Source organism: Actinokineospora iranica (assembly GCF_900101685.1).
Taxonomy (GTDB): Bacteria; Actinomycetota; Actinomycetes; order Mycobacteriales; family Pseudonocardiaceae; genus Actinokineospora; species Actinokineospora iranica.
This window is the reverse complement of record NZ_FMZZ01000012.1, coordinates 94,278-108,860: the sequence shown is the minus strand read 5'-3', so window position 1 is coordinate 108,860 and position 14,583 is coordinate 94,278. Positions and strand designations below refer to the sequence as shown.

The window sequence follows — 14,583 nt, the reverse complement described above, 5'->3', positions numbered from 1 at the left end:
ACCCGACACCGGCTCAACGGAAACGTCGGAGCCGCGGCCCAAAGTCGATGAGCGGCGGTTGACCCCAGAATCGTGCCGTGCGGGCGAAACTTGAGGAACAGATGATTGCCGGGAAGAAACCTCGGATTCACCCGACGAACGACGAGTCACACCCGAAGCATGACGAGCCTTCCCACTCCGCGAATCCGGTGAAAGACCAGGCGAATCAGCGGGACGCCGGGTCGCACCCGAGTCATGACGCGGCGTCTCACCAACCGGACGAACCGAAGAATGATCAGCCGAACGCTCGACAACCACCTCAGCGGCACCGGACAAATCCGACGCACGGCGAGTCACACCCGAATCGTGACGCGGCGTCTCACCAACCGAACGAACCGAAGAATGATCAGCCGAACGCTCGACAACCACCTCAGCGGCACCGGGCCAGTCGGGTGAGCGGTGGGTTTCGGCTGTGGGGTGGGAAGCGGGGCGGGGGATGGCGGGGCGGTCGTCGCGTGGGGTGGGGGGTCGCGAGGCGGGGGGAGGTGAGGTGGCCCGGGGCCCCACAGCAGCGCGGGAGGCCGCGGGCGGTGGGCGGCGCAGATGGTCGGCGCGGCGGGGAGTGACGGGGATCGGACCTGTGGTCTCCAGGGCCGACAGGGCGTCGCGGGCGGCCAAGAGCAACGCGTCGACACCGTCTTCCGGGCCGTCGGGGGTGCCTGGCAGGGCGGCGACGCCGGTGCTGATGCCGACCTCTTCGCCCTGGTCGTCGATCAGCCAGTTGGCTTCGGCCGCGACCTCGCGGATGGTGGTGGCCAGGAGTTCGGCTTCCGCGCGGGTGGTGTTGGGCAGCAGGACCGCGAACTCACCGCGGTCGGAGCGCACCAGTTCGGCGTCCTCCGGGGCGAGGTCGCGAACGTGGGAGGCGAGGGCGTTGAGCGAGACGTCACCGCCGACCGGCATCGGCGGCTCACCGGGGTCGACCGGCTCGGCCGAGCCCACCGGGGCGACCCGGACCAAGGTCAGCGCGAACGAGTTCTTCTCATCCCCCGCCGTCTCCCCGGGGCGTGCCGGAACGCCTTGTTCGGGCAAGGCGACCGAAGCCGGGCGCACGGCGGCTCTCAGCAACGACACGACGCGGTCGGCGTCGCGGACGAGGCCGACCTCAGCGGTCAGCCGCGCCCTGGCGACCTCGGCGGAACGCAGGTGGCGGTACTCCGCCGCGCGCGCCGACCGCAGGGCGTGCAGCGCGATCGACGGTTGCGCCGCCTCCTCCTCCGCGTGCGCGAGGAACGTCCAGCCGTCGGCGACCAGCGAGTGGAGGCCGTGCCGCTCGGCGGCGCGCACCACGTCGACGAGCAGGACTCGGCCGACCTCGGCCCGCCCCGCGGGCAGGTGCACCCGAGTGGCGAGCGCGAGGCGCAACCGGCCCAGCGCCGACGCGGACGTCGCCCGCACCGGTTCCGCCAGCGCGGGCGCGCTGACCCGGACGGCCTCGTCCAACTCGCCGTCGTCTAACAGCGCGCACACCAGCTCGAGAACCAGCCTGCTGCGCACCAACCCGGCTTCGAGAGCGCTGTCGCCGAGCCGGCTCAACAGGGTCAGGCCGTCGCGGGCGGACGCGGCCGCCGCCTCGGTGTCGCCGTGCCGCCGGTGGTAGGACGCGGCCCGGACGCACAGCAGCGCGCGTTCGACCTTGCGCGCGTCCTGGCTCAGCTCCTCGTCCGCGGCGAAGAGCCGGTCGGCCTCGGCGAGAGCGTCCTCCATGTCGTCGCGCACGCCGACATGGGCGGCGCACGCGACGAACTGGCCGAGCGCGAGCGCCCGGGTGGCCTGCCGCACGGGCCGCGCCCCCGCCAGGGACCGCGGCGCCGTGGCGGGCTCCAGCACCGGCCGCAGGAACTCGCAGCCCGCCAGCGGCTCGCCCAGCACCCGCGCGCACGAGGCCAACGCGACCCTGAGCCGGGCAGCGGCCTCGGCCGAGCCGCCGTCGGCGACCGCGTGCAACGCCGCCAGGCCCGGCTCGACAGCGTCGGCGTGCCTGCCGAGCCGGACCAGCGACGTGGCCAGCAACTCGCGGGCCCGGGTGCCGGTGGCGGCGTCCGCGGCGGCGGTCGAGAGGGAGCGCCCGGCGAACTGGGCAGCCAGTTCGGGTGCGCTCCACCGCAGCCGGTCGGCCACGTCCACGAGTGCCTCGCACTCGGACGAGTCGCCTGCCGCGGGTAACTCGTTCCAGGCCGCCACGTCGCCGCTCCCCGTCTAATCCCGGGTGAGCTTGCGGTAGGTCACCCGGTGCGGACGCGCGGCGTCGGCGCCGAGCCGCTCGACCTTGTTCTTCTCGTATCCCTCGAAGTTGCCCTCGAACCAGAACCACTTCGCCGGGTTCTCCGGCGTGCCCTCCCAGGCCAGGATGTGCGTGCAGGTGCGGTCGAGGAACCACCGGTCGTGGGAGATGACCACCGCGCAGCCCGGGAACTGCTCCAACGCGTTCTCCAGCGACCCCAGGGTCTCGACGTCGAGGTCGTTGGTCGGCTCGTCGAGCAGGATCAGGTTTCCGCCCTGCTTGAGGGTCAGCGCCAGGTTGAGCCGGTTGCGCTCTCCGCCGGAGAGGACGCCTGCGGGCTTCTGCTGGTCGGGCCCCTTGAAGCCGAACGCGCTGACGTACGCGCGCGAGGGCATCTCGACCTGGCCGACCTGGATGTAGTCGAGGCCGCCGGACACGGTCTCGAACACGGTCTTCTTCGGGTCGATGTTGGCGCGGTTCTGGTCGACATAGGACAGCAGGACTGTCTCGCCGATCTTCACCTGGCCGGAGTCGGGCTGCTCAAGGCCGACAATGGTCTTGAACAGGGTGGTCTTGCCGACGCCGTTGGGGCCGATCACGCCGATGATGCCGTTGCGCGGCAGGTCGAAGGACAGGTTGTCGATGAGGACCCGGTTGTCGAAGCCCTTGCGCAGGCCGTCGGCCTCCACGACCACGTTGCCCAGGCGCGGGCCCGGCGGGATCTGGATCTCCTCGAAGTCGAGCTTGCGGGTCTTCTCTGCCTCGGCCGCCATCTCCTCGTAGCGCTCCAGGCGCGAGCGGGACTTGGTCTGGCGGGCCTTGGCGTTGGAGCGGACCCAGGCGAGCTCTTCCTTGAGCCGCTTCTGCAGCTTCTGGTCCTTCTTGCCCTGGACGGCCAGCCGCTCGGCCTTCTTCTCCAGGTAGGTGGAGTAGTTGCCCTCGTAGGGGTAAGTGCGGCCGCGGTCGATCTCGAGGATCCACTCGGCCAGGTTGTCGAGGAAGTACCGGTCGTGGGTCACGGCCAGGACGGCGCCGGGGTACTGCGACAGGTGCTGTTCGAGCCACAGCACGCTCTCGGCGTCGAGGTGGTTGGTGGGCTCGTCGAGCAGCAGGAGGTCGGGCTTGGACAGCAGCAGCTTGCACAGCGCGACCCGGCGGCGCTCGCCACCGGAGAGCACCGTGACGTCCGCGTCCGGCGGCGGGCACCGCAGCGCGTCCATCGCCTGCTCCAACTGGGAGTCGAGGTCCCACGCGTCGGCGTGGTCAAGCTCCTCCTGGAGCTTGCCCATCTCCTCCATCAGCTCGTCGGAGTAGTCGGTGGCCATCAGCTCGGCGATCTCGTTGAAGCGGTCGAGCTTCTGCTTGATCTCGCCGACGGCTTCCTGGACGTTGCCCAGGACCGTCTTCTCCTCGTTGAGCGGCGGCTCCTGCTGCAGGATGCCGACCGAGTAACCGGGAGAGAGAAACGCCTCGCCGTTGTTCGGCTGGTCCAGCCCTGCCATGATCTTGAGCACGCTCGACTTGCCCGCGCCGTTGGGGCCGACCACTCCGATCTTGGCCCCGGGCAGGAACTGGAGGGTGACGTCATCAAGGATGACCTTGTCCCCGTGCGCCTTGCGCACCTTCTTCATGGTGTAGATGAACTCGGCCATGCTCGCGATCGTAGAGTGGTCGGTCGGCGACCCTGAGCGCGACCGGGGGCACCGGCGGGCCGTCCGGCCGATCGGCGGCCCCGACACCGCCGATCGGGTAATCCCGTCAGTGGTCGCGCAGGGCCTTGACCAGTTCGTCCTTGGACATCTTGGAGCGGCCGCCGATGTCGAGTTCGGCGGCGCGCTTGCGCAGGTCGCCCACCTTCCAGTCGTCGTACGACCCGGACTTGCCGCCCTTGGCGCCGACCTTGCCGCGCCCCCGGCTCGCCGCGGCGTTGGAGATGCGGGCGGCCTTCTCCTTGGAGTCACCCTGCTTGCGCAACTCCTGGTACATCTTCTCGTCCTTGACGCTCGAGTTGGGCATACTCGGTCTCCCTTCGTCGTCTCCGGTGGGACTGCCCTTGGCGCGCGCATGGCAAACACCTCACGCGGCCGCGAGCGGCTGGTCGTCGAAGAGGCGGCTGGTGATCGTGGTGGCGCACCGGGACAGGTCGGGCCCGACGGAGACGGCGTCCAGCTCGACGCTGAGGCGCTGCTGGTTCTCGCTCTCGTACTCGCGGTGGTACAGCCTGCCGGTGACCACGACGTAGTCGCCGCGGGACAGGGACACCGCGACGTTCTCACCGAGTCTGCGCCAGCAGTTGACCGAGACGAACATGGTGTGGCCGTCGACCCACTTGTCCGCCTCCGGATCGTATCGGCGCTCCTTGCTCATCAGGCGGAAACGGGTCAGCCGGGTGTCGTTCTCATAGCGGCGTTTGGCGATCTCGCCGACCACCTTGCCGACCAGCGTCACCGTGGTCTCGTACATCGCTGCACCTCTCGTCGTCGGGGCGTGCTCATACGACAAGCGTGGCGGGGTTCGGGGCGGTGGGCGAGGGGCCTGCGCGAGCTGTGGACAGCTCGCGCGATTGTGGATAACTCGGCCTTCGCGCGGCCGGAACGTCTGTGGGTTGTGGTAGTGGGCGTCAGCTTGGCGGTTTGCCGTTGGCGAGCTGCTTGAGCATGGCGTTGTAGGCGTCCAGGTCGTCGGCTTCGCCCTGGTCCACCCGGCGGTCCTTGCGGCGGGCCTCGCGGTCGTCGGCCCTGGACCACTGGACCAGCAGGGCGACCAGGACGACCAGGAGGGGGATCTCGCCGGAGGCCCAGGCGATGCCGCCGCCCAAGCGCTGGTCGGCGAGGAGATCGGTGTTCCACGGCAGACCGAGGCCCTGGTAGAAGCGTTCGCCGATGACGGTCTGGGTGCTCATGAGGATCACACCGAAGAAGGCGTGGAAGGGCATGGACGCGAAGACCAGGCCAAGGCGGCCCAGGTGCGGCAGCTTGCGGGGGGCCGGGTCGACGCCGATCACCGGCCAGTAGAAGACGTAGCCGACCAGCAGGAAGTGGGCGTTCATGAGCAGGTGGGCCCAGTGCTGCTCCAGCGCGGAGTCGAATAGGCCGGACAAGTACAGGCCGTAGAACGAGCCGACGAACAGCACCAGCGCGACCACGGGATTGGTCAGCGCCCGCGACACCGGTGAGTGCACGAAAGCCAACAGCCACTCACGGGGACCAGGTGGGGCGTCCTTACCGGCAGGCGGGATAGCGCGCATGGCCAGCGTTACCGGTGCGCCGAGCACAAGCAGGACCGGCGCGAGCATGGACAGCATCATGTGCGTCTCCATGTGCGCGCTGAACATCGCGGGCGCGTAGCGGCCGAAGCCGGACGAGGTGGCGAACAGGATCACGAAGCAGCCCGCCAGCCAGGCCGCGGTCCGGCCGACCGGCCAGGCGACCCCGCGGGCGCGCAGGCGGAGCACGCCGCGCGCGTACAGCGCCGCCAGCACGATCGCCGCGGTGCCGAAGACCAGGTCGAACCGCCAGTCGAACAGCAGTCGGCCGAAGGTGGGCGGGACGTCCAGCGGGTAGCCGAGCGCCAACTCGACGCGGCCCGGCTCGACGTAGGCGGACTGCGGCGGTGGCGTGCGGGCCAGCGCGGCGGCGACGCCGATGGTGAGCAGCATGATCAGGATCTCGACGCCCGCGAGCCGGACCAGCGCCGCCCGGGAGCCCTGCTCGACCACGGCCTTCACGCCGCGCTCGCGCTGGAGGTAGCCGAAGACCCCCAAGGTCAGCAGGGCCGTCGTCTTGACCAGCACCAAGAGGCCATAAGAGGTGTCCAGCAAATCGCTCAACGGCAGCCTTACCCAGGCGTTGATCACGCCGGAGGCGGCCATGACGATCCAGCAGACCAGCGCCACCTTGGAGAACCTGGTCGCCGCGACGCCCAGGTGTTCGGCCCGCCTGCGTCCGTGGGCGAGCAGCGCCACCAGGCCGCCCACCCAGAGGGCGGCGGCGACCAGGTGGAACAGGAGGCTGTTGGTCGCCACGTCGTGCTGGCCGCCGCTGGACGAGTGCCCGGTGACCGCGACCGGCACGATGCCCGCCAGCGCTACCGCGAACAGCACCGTGGTCCAGCCCCAGGTGAGCACGATCCGGGTGCCGACCAGGACGACCAGCGCGAACGCCGCGGTGAACAGCCACGCCTTGGCCTGCGTCAGCGTGCCGACCAGTTCAAGCAGGACGTCGGTTCGCAGCACCGCCGAGATCGGCCTGCCGACCGCGTCGGCGGCGGTGAACGGCGCCGATAGCAGCGCCCCGGCAAACCACACTCCGGCGGCCCAACCAGCCGTGCGCAGCGCCGCGTAGCCGCCGACGTCCAGCACTCCAGAGCGTTGAGGGGGCACCAGGAAAGCGGCGAACAAGAGGGAACCGACAGTCACCACGGAGCCCACTTCGGTGACTACCCGGACGACGGTAAGGGCGTTCTCGGTGAACGCGTCCGGGGTAGGCAGGCCGAGGATCGCGTACCGGTCGCCGCCCGCGAGCGCCACCAGGACCGCCCCCACCACGGCGGCCAAGACGCCGCCGACGACCAGGAACGGGGCCAGACCCGGGCGGGGCTTGCTGGGGGTGTCGCTGTCCGAGGGCACAAGACGAGGGTAATCGGCCGCCCCGGCTGACCGTGACGTCCACCAACCGGTTATTCACACCCAGCGGTGTCGCCACGTCACCGACTACCGTGGTCCCGTGATGCGCAGAGTCGTCGCACTGGCCGCTTCAGCGTTGACGCTGGCCGCCTGCGGCACACCGCTGCCGGGTGCCCCCGTGCCCGCGGCCGGGTTCGCCCCGGTGCCGGTGACGGCCGCCACCCCGGACGTGCGAATCGACGCGCCCCGCGCCCTCGACGGCGTGGACCTCTGCGGCCTCCTCGACCAGGACGACCTCGTCGAGGCAGGCGGCCTCGCGGCCCCGCCCGAGCGCCGGACCAGCGCTTTTCCCGAGTCGTGCGCCTTCCCCCTCGGCAACGGCGCACCCGGCGACCTGGCCTTGGTCGCCTTCCACAAACCTCTGGACCAGGTGCGAAGAGACCAGCCCGACGGGCACGAGGAGACCACCCTCGGCCACTCGACCTGGCTCCACTGCATCGTGTCGAAGAGCCACCGCACCTGCGTCGCCGCGGTGGCCGTCGCCCCGGACAGATCCCTGGTAGTCGCAATGGACAAACGGGACATCTCGGAACACAAACTGTTGCGCCAGCTGCAACCGATCACCGAGACCGTGCTGAGCCGCCTGCCACACGCTTAGCACCCCAGATTGACCCAAACGGACGTATCAACGCGTCCTGCGTCACCCGATCAGTTCGAGGCAGAAACGGTCTGGCCGCCTGCGACGATCAGTCACATGGAACGGACTACTGTGCAGCCTCGGTCGCACGCCCCGCCCCCGTAGCTCAGCGGATAGAGCAGGAGCCTTCTAAGCTCTTGGCCGCAGGTTCGAGTCCTGCCGGGGGCACCAGCATGATCAAGTGGTATCCGCAGGTCAGCCCTGTTCCTCCTGCGCGGTCAGCGCAGACTCGGAAACGTGAACCCCCAGGTCACGCCTGTTCTCGTTGGTCTCTTACGGGGTATGGGGCCGCGTCGGCCGTTGACGGTGGGGGCACCACAAGGATGGGGACAGAGTCACCCGCTGCGGGTGACTCTGTCCCTTTGAGGTAACCATCGCGTCCTGGCCGTGTGGCTGGTGGCGGTGAAATTTGTTGGTCGACTTCGATCTCCATCACGGGGAGTGAATGAAACCGACCGAGACCGGATACGGCCAGACTGATCGCACTCCTGCGTCGGGTGGCGTCGAGCGGTCGGCAAAGGTCGTCGCCAAGGCGTGATCGGACGGAAGGCGATGACTTTTCTCCGGCAAGTGGCACTCGGGACGAAGACGCAGGGTGGTCGAGGTGGCAGTCCGTGCGCCACGACTGCAGGGCGATGCTCGCAGCGACTTCGGGGATGGTTCAGCTCGCGCGAGGCTGTCCCGCTCTCGGCTACGGGATCACCGAGATCCACATCGGGATGCCGAGGCGCTGGAAGATCATCGTCGCCGAGGCGAGCTCGGACTTGGCGAAGGAGAACAACGAATCCATGTTCAGCGGCCGATCGCTGCGGTGTATGGCGTAGACGACGGCGCTCGGGCGGTTACCGAGGACCTCGGCACGACCGGGATCGAGCTCGTTCACTCTGTCGACGAACATGTCCCATGTGGACTTCTCCACCAGGTTCTCCACGGCAACGATGCCCTGGGCGAACAGGTGGCTCAGCGGACCCGAGCCGGTTCGTGAGCTCACCCGCTTCACGTGGATCAATTCCTGGTTCGGCCCGAGCAGGTCGCAGGCCTCGAAGCCCTGCCTCCCCGTGGGACGCAGGAGCTTTCGGTCCAGGCACAGGAAACCCTGCAGTGTTCCGGCGTGCAGGTTGTACGCCTGCTCGTCGCGTTGGCCCGCGGCGTCCGGAAGTGCTTCCCGCCAGGCGGGTAGCTGCCATGGTGGGTCGGGCCGGAAGGCGGTCTCGATGACGCGGTCGACGTGGCCGCGGTACTGGTCGGTGAGGTCGTACCAGTGGCCGTCAAGCAGGACGAGGCGTTTTCCGCCTGCCAGATCGACCTGGGCGGTGAGCCAGTGCAGTGCGGTGACGTCGTCGCCGAGGCGGTCGTCGTCCTCGGAGTAGCCGGTGATGTGACCGGACTTGAGGACATGGGCGTAGGAGTCGATCTCCGCCTCCACCAACCCGTCGCGGATGTCGGCGAGTGTCAGCTCGCTAGTATCGATCGTGCTCTGGCCTACCTTCCCTCGGTAGGTGACGACGTCCGGGCCTGCGTGGTAGGCCGCCGGGTAGGCGACGCTCACCGAGTCGGCGCGGTCTCGCAGGTCGTGCCCCAGGCGTGCCCAAGCCTCGGGGAGAAAGTCGGCGTCGGACGGGACTCGGCTGATCCAGGTGAGCAGCTCCAGTTCCGGCGACGGCGGCTCGCCCAAGACCCGGCTGATCTCACGGAGGTCGTCGATGAGGTTCACCCGGTCCGACGGTATGGGCAGCCGAACGCGTTTGGTGCAGTCGATCGTGATGCGACGTTCCGACTTGCGGACCTGGCTGATCCGCAGGGACTCCGTCGACCTGATCCTGCCCGCGATCTGACCCACCAGTTCGGTGTGCTCGCGGATGCCGAACGACCAGAGCGAAGTGCCGCCGGGAACGGTGTTCCGGTCGACGCGCGCTTTGCTGCTGAAGTGGGTCCGGCTGATGGTCCGGACAGCAGCCGAGTCGAGCACCCGCAGGGCCAGGTTCAGCCCGAAGTCGTGGTCGATGGCACCGGAGCGCAGCATACGCCAGCCGCCGCCGAACGTGAGGGCAAAGGCCTCCTGACCGACGCGGACGAACAGGATCGCCGAGGACTGGCCGCCCCAGAAGTTGAGCGATGTGCCGGTCAGCCCCTCGATCAGTGCCACCCATGCGACCCTGGTGGGCTCCGGGCTGCCCGTCACGAGCAGGGCCTCGTCGCCGAGCTCGGCGACACGTGCCGCGGCGAAGGTGTCGTCGGCGCTGTTCTTCGGACGAGCCCAGCAGTCCGCGAACGCGACACCCGGACGCAGGCGGTAGAGGTTCGCCGTCCGAGTCGACTCCGGGGTTGGCGCGTAGGTCTCCACCGCGGTCACCTCCGCCTTCCGCGGTCGAGGTCGTGGCAGGCGGTGGCCTCGACGACGGTGGCGGGGTTGACCCAGACCGACTGGGCGTCCGCGTGCCGCCACAGGTCCGCGGCACGGGACGAGCGGCCCTGGCGGGACTCGACGTTGCCCAGACCGAGGAAGGCGCGGGTCATCTCGTAGCGGCTGTCCGCCTGCGCGGCGAGTTCGACGGCTTCGCTGTAATGGCGGCAGGCGTCGCCGAGACGGTCTGCGCGGAAGTCGACCCAGGCCAGGCAGTTGGTCCCCATGGCGGCCTCCAGCGGTTGCCGCGCCCGGGCTACCGCCTCGCGGGCATACTCGGCGGCAACGTCGTGCTTGCCCACCGCCGTGGAGGCGAACGCCAGTCCGCGCAGGGCGATCAAGGTGTTGCGGGTCAGGCCGGTAGACCGGTAGTAGTCCAGCGCGGCGTCGAGGTCGGTGATCGCCTCCTCAGCGCGACCCTCGTACAGCCGCACCCAGGCGAGGCTGGATCGCGCGTCGATCTGCCCGCGCCGGTCTCCGGTCTCCGCGTGGACAATCTGGGCACGCTGGTGCGCCTCGGCGGCCTCAGCCAGATCACCCGTTTCGACGTGGGCCATGCCGAGGCTGTTCAGCAGCATCGCCTGGGCGACCTGATCGCCCAAGGCATCCGCGGTGGCGAGGGCGGTGCGGTGGGTGGTCACCCATGGCTCGAAGAGGCGGTCGGCGAAGAAGAACCCCCGCAGGACGAGCGCGAGCTGCCAGGACCGTGCGTCACCGGCCGCCAGCTCGACCACGCCGGTCAGCATGGGCCACCATGCACGCAACCATGTTCGCGCCGTGTCCGCGTCCTGGAACGGGAGCCGCGCGGGAGGAGGCGGTGTGCGCGGGAGATGGCGGTGTGGTTCGATCAGGCGATCGGCTGCCGCCGCAGCACCCAACGCGAGGTCGATCAGCCGCGACGTCGCGGCCTGGCGGTCCTGGTCGCACACCTCGGATACCGCGCGGCGCACGGCGAACGCTCGAACCAGGTCGTGCAGCCCGATGTCACCGTGCTCGTCGCGGGTGATCAGATTGGCGTCGTGCAGCCGGTCGAGGACCTCGTCCACGGGTTCACCGCCCAAGTCGAGCCAAGCCTCGATGGACCATTCCGCGATAGTTCCGTAGGGGTGGATGGTGAGCAGGCACAAGAGCTTGCGCTCGGCGGGCGGGAGAGTGCTGTAGGACAGGTCGAGCACGCCCGTGACGCTGCGTTCGCCATCGTCCAGCGCGGTCAGGAGACTGGTGCGGCGGTCGACGAGCGCGGCGAACCGGGTCGCGGTCCACGATCCGGTGGCGAACCTGGACGCCGCGATCCGGATCGCCAGCGGGAGCCCGCCGCACTGCCGCACCAGTCGCACCACGGCTGCGTCGTCGACCGAGGGACGCTCACCGCAGATCGCGCGGAACAGGGCGACCCCGTCGGAGTCGTCGAGCATCCTGAGCGGCACACGAATCGCTTCGTCCATCGCGGCGAGGTGGTGGCGGCTGGTCACGATCAGCCTGCTTGACGAGCCCGCGGGGAGCAGCGGGACAATCTGGTCGGTGGACCTCGCGTTGTCCAGCACGACCAGGACGTTGCGCGTGGAGAGGATCTCGCGCGCCATTGTGATCCTGTCGTCCGGGTCGGCCGGGATCAGCTGGACGTCGGTTCCGAGCTGGCGCAGTAACCGGTACGCCGTGTCCGCGGCGCTTAGCGCAGGCTCGGCCGAGTAGCCCCGCAGGTCCACGAACAGGGTGCCGTCGAGGAAGCTCGTCCCCACCGACTGCGCGGCCATGACGGCGAGCGTGGTCTTGCCCGCGCCCCCGAGGCCGGTGACGACGATGATGCGGTTGTCCTGCGGCGCGGCGATGACGCTGGTCAGCAGGTCCAGCTTCGGCCCGTGACCGACGAAGTGACGGGTGGCGGTAGGCAGAGCCGAACGGTGCACGGACTTGGCCCGGTAAGTGGTGAACAGCGCCAACAACTGCCCGTTTGCTCGGAGTGCGCGATCGTAGGCGTTGACCAGCTCGGGCGAGGGGGCCTCCTTGTTGTTCTCGATCTTGCTCAGATGCCCCTTGCTGTAGTCGATCATCCTGGCGAGCTCAGCCAGCGAGTAGCCGCGCCGGTCTCGCCAGCGGCGCAGGTCCGAGCCGATGTGACGCATCAGTGGAATCTCCTGTGGTGAGGGGTGGTAGCCCGGTCCACGACCCGCGGCCGTGCACCGGACGGGTGACTAGCCGAGCAGGAACAGCAGGTCGTCGAGCGCGGTGAGGAGCAGGTGCGTGTGCATGGGTCTTCCCTTCGGCGGAGCGTTCGCGCACGCCGTCGTACGACAGGCGATTCGCTGGTGATTGAGTCGGCCGATCGGTCGACCCAATCTTGGGCGGGCCAGGCGAACGCGGTGAAGGGGTTTCCAGCGGGGAAACGGTTTCGCTACACAACAGGACCTCTACCTGCGGCGTTTCAGGGGTTTCCGAAACGGTGCGGCAGCCATTCGGCGCAGCGGCGACCACGTCGCCCGCCGGTACACTGCGCGACCAGCGGCATCGCACCGGGGGTGGACGGATGGACACGGTTGGCGACAGACGAGGTGGCAATGCCGAGGCCCTGTTCAATGAATTGAAGTTGCTGCGCAAAGGGTTCGGAGTCAACGGTTCTCAACCGATCGACGAGTTCGGACCGGGGGTTCGCCTGGTCAGCGGCGCGATCGAGAGCGACACCGAGTGGCAGACCCGGCAGAAGATCCGCGCCACGTTCGACCGTCTGTCCGACGGTTTGACGGAGCCGTACCGGGCCGTCGCCCGCGCGGCGCTCGGCTTCGACGCACCACCCTCGGCCCGCTACACCGAGCGTCTGGTGGCCCTGGCACCCCGGGTGCCCGCGCTCAACCTGAGCCAGCGGTCGCTGCAACGCCGCAGCGATGAAGCGCTGCGACTGCTCGCCGAACGCGCGCTGGCCGAGCAGCGCGCCGAGGTGGCCGCCCGAAACCAGGCACCCTGGCACACCACTGTTCTGCGGACGAGGGTGCTGCTGGACCAACCGGAGGTCGAGGCGATCGAGACACGCAGGATCACCAGCCATGTGAGCGGCCTGGACGTGATCCGGCACTCCCTCACGGTCGCGCCGCCCGGAACGGGCGACCGCGGCTTCGTGGGTGGGCTGCGGCTGCGCGTGCTCTCCGGCGGCGAAGTGACCGCCACCCGGCGCGTCGCCGCCACTCGCGTCGAGTTCGACCTGCGGCTCAGCCGCGTCCTCGATGCCGACGAGGAGCACGACATCGAGTTCATGGTCGGGGTGCCGGTCATGTCGCCGTACTACGTCTGCACACCGGCCTACCCCTGCGAACTGTTCGACCTGCGGGTCCGGTTCGGCCGCTCGCGCGGGCCGAGCCGGGTCCAGGTGGTCGACGGCGCCTTCGCCCACGAGGCGGCCGACCCCACGGTGCACCGGGCCACCGTCGTTCTGGACCCGGTCGGCGAGGTGCGGCACGTGTTCCGCGATCTCGCGCCGTACCGGTCCTACGGCCTGCTCTGGGCCTAGTGGCGCCAAAGCCGGACCTAGCGCAGGATCGGGTTGCCCCACGCCAACTCCGGCAGCCGCGATGGCCGCCAGCCCACATCCGCCCCGTGCATCAGGTCGTTGGCGACTGTTCGCCATGACCTCGACATCTCCAGCCGCAATCGCAGCGCGCCCGCGACGTCGACCCTGATCATCTCCGGCGTCCCGGGCAGCACCTGGCGCTCGAACTGCGCGACCCCGTCGACGTGGACCTTGAAGAGTCCGACCTGAGACCGCTCGGTGTCGTCACCGACCACCCCGATCGCCGAGCACATCGTCTGGAACCGGCCGCCAAGGTCCACGTCGAGGAACCCCGTGGCTTCGGTGGATATCGAACTCGGTCGCATCACGATGCTGTCGATGTACCGCACCCCTTTGAGGACCGCGTCGCCCGGCCGGAGGTCCGGCGTGCTGAGCACCCAAGGCATCCGCGCCACCGTCAGCGGTTCAGCCGCCGGTGTCGTGCGCGCTCCCCCGCGCCACACACCGCGCTCGGGCATCTGGTGGCGGCCATCTCCGGTGATCGCGACGATGAGGTCGGCCACGCCATGCTCGGTAAACTCCGAGATCTCGAACCTCGTAGTGGAATAGGCGTTGAGAAAGACGGGGATTTCTTCGATCGAGCGCCCGGGGAGTACCACCGGGAGGATCCGCTCGGTCTGTTCCTTGAGGTTCCTTGTGAGGTTGTCGCGCAGAATCGCGGCCTCAAATTGAGCGCCCCGGCCCTCGTGTGACGGCGCCAGCCCGTCCGCTCTCTGTTTGAACTTCGGTGATGCGATCACCAGGATGAAGTCCGCCTCGGAGAGCTGTTCGATCGCCCATAAGGACCAGTCCCGGCGGACGTTGTCGTACCAGAGGTCCACATGCACGTCGAGGCCCATGCGCATACGGAGAAAAGTCGCTAGTCGGTGTACTTGCTGCTGGTGCTCGGGCGTGTCATGGGAATAGCTGATGAACACGCGCGGGGCCGCATCGTCGGTGCCGCCCACGGGTTCCCGAGCGGAGAGGTTCCCGTTGGTCACGTCGCCGATCGTGCCTCCTCCGGAGCTGCGGCGCAGCGACCGGACACATAGTTGTC

The 14,583-nt window shown here is 69.1% G+C and carries 10 protein-coding genes, 1 tRNA gene and 1 pseudogene; 4 read left to right on the top strand and 8 right to left on the bottom strand.

Annotated features, from left to right (window positions below):
* Positions 1 to 684: 684 nt before the first annotated feature.
* Positions 685 to 942, bottom strand: a pseudogene (locus BLS56_RS33095) (diguanylate cyclase domain-containing protein); the annotation flags it as partial.
* Positions 943 to 1,623: 681 nt separating this feature from the next.
* Here BLS56_RS33095 and BLS56_RS32415 point away from each other — a divergent pair.
* Positions 1,624 to 2,205: a hypothetical protein gene (locus BLS56_RS32415; protein ID WP_228771845.1), complete on the top strand. Its 582-nt coding sequence runs from the start codon at positions 1,624 to 1,626 to the stop codon at positions 2,203 to 2,205.
* A 33-nt stretch (positions 2,206 to 2,238) separates the two neighbouring features.
* Here BLS56_RS32415 and ettA read toward each other — a convergent pair whose 3' ends face one another.
* The 4 genes from ettA to BLS56_RS22700 all read right to left on the bottom strand — a co-directional run bounded on the left by ettA (position 2,239) and on the right by BLS56_RS22700 (position 6,890).
* Complete coding sequence (gene ettA / locus BLS56_RS22715) at positions 2,239 to 3,915, bottom strand: energy-dependent translational throttle protein EttA (RefSeq protein WP_091454546.1); 1,677 nt, start codon at positions 3,913 to 3,915, stop codon at positions 2,239 to 2,241.
* A 106-nt stretch (positions 3,916 to 4,021) separates the two neighbouring features.
* Complete coding sequence (locus tag BLS56_RS22710; protein ID WP_091454544.1) at positions 4,022 to 4,279, bottom strand: DUF7218 family protein; 258 nt, start codon at positions 4,277 to 4,279, stop codon at positions 4,022 to 4,024.
* A 60-nt stretch (positions 4,280 to 4,339) separates the two neighbouring features.
* A complete protein-coding gene (locus BLS56_RS22705; protein WP_091454542.1) occupies positions 4,340 to 4,726 on the bottom strand; it encodes a single-stranded DNA-binding protein in 387 nt (128 codons plus the stop codon).
* A gap of 157 nt (positions 4,727 to 4,883) precedes the next feature.
* Positions 4,884 to 6,890, bottom strand: coding sequence for a cytochrome c oxidase assembly protein (locus tag BLS56_RS22700; protein ID WP_091454540.1), 2,007 nt, complete (start codon positions 6,888 to 6,890; stop codon positions 4,884 to 4,886).
* Between the two features lie 100 nt (positions 6,891 to 6,990).
* Here BLS56_RS22700 and BLS56_RS22695 point away from each other — a divergent pair, with 100 nt between their 5' ends.
* Both BLS56_RS22695 and BLS56_RS22690 read left to right on the top strand, forming a co-directional pair.
* The gene (locus tag BLS56_RS22695) at positions 6,991 to 7,545 is read left to right on the top strand and encodes a DUF3558 family protein (protein ID WP_091454537.1); all 555 of its coding nucleotides are present in this window, start codon (positions 6,991 to 6,993) and stop codon (positions 7,543 to 7,545) included.
* A 134-nt stretch (positions 7,546 to 7,679) separates the two neighbouring features.
* Positions 7,680 to 7,755, top strand: a tRNA-Arg gene (locus BLS56_RS22690).
* Between the two features lie 520 nt (positions 7,756 to 8,275).
* Here BLS56_RS22690 and BLS56_RS22685 read toward each other — a convergent pair.
* Both BLS56_RS22685 and BLS56_RS22680 read right to left on the bottom strand, forming a co-directional pair.
* Positions 8,276 to 9,928, bottom strand: coding sequence for a DUF6119 family protein (locus BLS56_RS22685; protein WP_175482985.1), 1,653 nt, complete (start codon positions 9,926 to 9,928; stop codon positions 8,276 to 8,278).
* 5 nt (positions 9,929 to 9,933) lie between these two features.
* Complete coding sequence (locus BLS56_RS22680) at positions 9,934 to 12,111, bottom strand: XRE family transcriptional regulator (protein ID WP_091454532.1); 2,178 nt, start codon at positions 12,109 to 12,111, stop codon at positions 9,934 to 9,936.
* A gap of 461 nt (positions 12,112 to 12,572) precedes the next feature.
* Between BLS56_RS22680 and BLS56_RS22675 the strand changes: the two genes are divergently transcribed.
* Entirely contained in the window at positions 12,573 to 13,487 is a 915-nt protein-coding gene (locus BLS56_RS22675) for a hypothetical protein (protein WP_175482984.1), read from the top strand.
* Positions 13,488 to 13,504: 17 nt separating this feature from the next.
* On the opposite strand, the gene BLS56_RS22670 is transcribed toward BLS56_RS22675, so the two are convergent.
* Entirely contained in the window at positions 13,505 to 14,527 is a 1,023-nt protein-coding gene (locus BLS56_RS22670; RefSeq protein WP_175482983.1) for an SEFIR domain-containing protein, read from the bottom strand.
* Positions 14,528 to 14,583: the final 56 nt, after the last annotated feature.

What these genes read in the sequence shown, in the direction of transcription:
- ettA (WP_091454546.1), bottom strand. Translation starts at nt 3,915, where the DNA reads ATGGCCGAGTTCATCTACACCATGAAGAAGGTGCGCAAGGCGCACGGG.
- BLS56_RS22710 (WP_091454544.1), bottom strand. Translation starts at nt 4,279, where the DNA reads ATGCCCAACTCGAGCGTCAAGGACGAGAAGATGTACCAGGAGTTGCGC.
- BLS56_RS22705 (WP_091454542.1), bottom strand. Translation starts at nt 4,726, where the DNA reads ATGTACGAGACCACGGTGACGCTGGTCGGCAAGGTGGTCGGCGAGATC.
- BLS56_RS22680 (WP_091454532.1), bottom strand. Translation starts at nt 12,111, where the DNA reads ATGCGTCACATCGGCTCGGACCTGCGCCGCTGGCGAGACCGGCGCGGC.
- BLS56_RS22695 (WP_091454537.1), top strand. Translation starts at nt 6,991, where the DNA reads ATGCGCAGAGTCGTCGCACTGGCCGCTTCAGCGTTGACGCTGGCCGCC.